Source organism: Streptomyces sp. NPDC055243 (assembly GCF_044544025.1).
Taxonomy (GTDB): Bacteria; Actinomycetota; Actinomycetes; order Streptomycetales; family Streptomycetaceae; genus Streptomyces.
Map to the genome: position 1 here is coordinate 1,881 of NZ_JBITWR010000039.1, position 3,202 is coordinate 5,082.

1 rRNA gene is annotated in these 3,202 nt (G+C 56.8%); it reads left to right on the top strand.

The window, feature by feature from the left end:
• Window positions 1-57: 57 nt before the first annotated feature.
• Window positions 58-3,180: ribosomal RNA gene (locus ACIGXX_RS44055) — 23S ribosomal RNA — on the top strand.
• Window positions 3,181-3,202 lie beyond the last annotated feature (22 nt).

Sequence of the window (3,202 nt, forward strand, 5' to 3'; positions counted from 1 at the left end):
GCTGTGACGGGTGGTTGGTCGTTGTTTGAGAACTGCACAGTGGACGCGAGCATCTGTGGCCAAGTTTTTAAGGGCGCACGGTGGATGCCTTGGCACCAGGAACCGATGAAGGACGTGGGAGGCCACGATAGTCCCCGGGGAGTCGTCAACCAGGCTTTGATCCGGGGGTTTCCGAATGGGGAAACCCGGCAGTCGTCATGGGCTGTCACCCGCTGCTGAACACATAGGCAGTGTGGAGGGAACGCGGGGAAGTGAAACATCTCAGTACCCGCAGGAAGAGAAAACAACCGTGATTCCGGGAGTAGTGGCGAGCGAAACCGGATGAGGCCAAACCGTATACGTGTGAGACCCGGCAGGGGTTGCGTGTGCGGGGTTGTGGGATCTCTCTTTCACAGTCTGCCGGCTGTGAGACGAGTCAGAAACCGTTGGTGTAGGCGAAGGACATGCGAAAGGTCCGGCGTAGAGGGTAAGACCCCCGTAGTCGAAACATCAACGGCTCGTTTGAGAGACACCCAAGTAGCACGGGGCCCGAGAAATCCCGTGTGAATCTGGCGGGACCACCCGTTAAGCCTAAATATTCCCTGGTGACCGATAGCGGATAGTACCGTGAGGGAATGGTGAAAAGTACCGCGGGAGCGGAGTGAAATAGTACCTGAAACCGTGTGCCTACAAGCCGTGGGAGCGTCGCTGTATGTGCTTGCACATACAGTCGTGACTGCGTGCCTTTTGAAGAATGAGCCTGCGAGTTTGCGGTGCGTTGCGAGGTTAACCCGTGTGGGGAAGCCGTAGCGAAAGCGAGTCCGAATAGGGCGGTTCAGTAGCGCGCTCAAGACCCGAAGCGGAGTGATCTAGCCATGGGCAGGTTGAAGCGGCTGTAAGAGGTCGTGGAGGACCGAACCCACCAGGGTTGAAAACCTGGGGGATGACCTGTGGTTAGGGGTGAAAGGCCAATCAAACTCCGTGATAGCTGGTTCTCCCCGAAATGCATTTAGGTGCAGCGTCGTGTGTTTCTTGCCGGAGGTAGAGCACTGGATAGGCGATGGGCCCTACCGGGTTACTGACCTTAGCCAAACTCCGAATGCCGGTAAGTGAGAGCGCGGCAGTGAGACTGTGGGGGATAAGCTCCATGGTCGAGAGGGAAACAGCCCAGAGCATCGACTAAGGCCCCTAAGCGTACGCTAAGTGGGAAAGGATGTGGAGTCGCACAGACAACCAGGAGGTTGGCTTAGAAGCAGCCACCCTTGAAAGAGTGCGTAATAGCTCACTGGTCAAGTGATTCCGCGCCGACAATGTAGCGGGGCTCAAGCGTACCGCCGAAGTCGTGTCATTCCAGCATTAGGGCCAACGCCTGCTGGGATGGGTAGGGGAGCGTCGTGTGCCGGGTGAAGCTGCAGCGGAAGCTAGTGGTGGACGGTTCACGAGTGAGAATGCAGGCATGAGTAGCGATACATACGTGAGAAACGTGTGCGCCGATTGACTAAGGGTTCCTGGGTCAAGCTGATCTGCCCAGGGTAAGTCGGGACCTAAGGCGAGGCCGACAGGCGTAGTCGATGGATAACCGGTTGATATTCCGGTACCCGCTGTGAAGCGTCAAACATCGAGCCCATTAATGCTAAGGCCGTGAAGCCGTCCTGGAGCCTTCGGGCAAAGGGAAGTGGTGGAGCCGCCGACCCAAGGTGGTAGTAGGTGAGTGATGGGGTGACGCAGGAAGGTAGTCCAGCCCGGGCGGTGGTAGTCCCGGGGTAAGGGTGTAGGCCGTGTGATAGGTAAATCCGTCGCACATTAAGGCTGAGACCTGATGCCGAGCCGATTGTGGTGAAGTGGATGATCCTATGCTGTCGAGAAAAGCCTCTAGCGAGTTTCATGGCGGCCCGTACCCTAAACCGACTCAGGTGGTCAGGTAGAGAATACCGAGGCGTTCGGGTGAACTATGGTTAAGGAACTCGGCAAAATGCCCCCGTAACTTCGGGAGAAGGGGGGCCATCACTGGTGATCGGATTTACTCCGTGAGCTGGGGGTGGCCGCAGAGACCAGCGAGAAGCGACTGTTTACTAAAAACACAGGTCCGTGCGAAGCCGTAAGGCGATGTATACGGACTGACGCCTGCCCGGTGCTGGAACGTTAAGGGGACCGGTTAGTGCACTTTCGGGTGTGCGAAGCTGAGAACTTAAGCGCCAGTAAACGGCGGTGGTAACTATAACCATCCTAAGGTAGCGAAATTCCTTGTCGGGTAAGTTCCGACCTGCACGAATGGCGTAACGACTTCTCGACTGTCTCAACCATAGGCCCGGTGAAATTGCACTACGAGTAAAGATGCTCGTTTCGCGCAGCAGGACGGAAAGACCCCGGGACCTTTACTACAGTTTGATATTGGTGTTCGGTTCGGCTTGTGTAGGATAGGTGGGAGACTTTGAAGCGGGCACGCCAGTGTTCGTGGAGTCAACGTTGAAATACCACTCTGGTCGTGCTGGATGTCTAACCTGGGTCCGTGATCCGGATCAGGGACAGTGTCTGATGGGTAGTTTAACTGGGGCGGTTGCCTCCTAAAGAGTAACGGAGGCGCCCAAAGGTTCCCTCAGCCTGGTTGGTAATCAGGTGTTGAGTGTAAGTGCACAAGGGAGCTTGACTGTGAGACCGACGGGTCGAGCAGGGACGAAAGTCGGGACTAGTGATCCGGCGGTGGCTTGTGGAAGCGCCGTCGCTCAACGGATAAAAGGTACCCCGGGGATAACAGGCTGATCTTCCCCAAGAGTCCATATCGACGGGATGGTTTGGCACCTCGATGTCGGCTCGTCGCATCCTGGGGCTGGAGTCGGTCCCAAGGGTTGGGCTGTTCGCCCATTAAAGCGGTACGCGAGCTGGGTTTAGAACGTCGTGAGACAGTTCGGTCCCTATCCGCTGTGCGCGTAGGAATATTGAGAAGGGCTGTCCCTAGTACGAGAGGACCGGGACGGACGAACCTCTGGTGTGCCAGTTGTCCTGCCAAGGGCATGGCTGGTTGGCTACGTTCGGAAAGGATAACCGCTGAAAGCATCTAAGCGGGAAGCCTGCTTCGAGATGAGTATTCCCACCCCCTTGAGGGGTTAAGGCTCCCAGTAGACGACTGGGTTGATAGGCCAGATCTGGAAGCCCGGCAACGGGTGGAGGTGACTGGTACTAATAGGCCGAGGGCTTGTCCTCAGTTGCTCGCGTCCACTGTGTT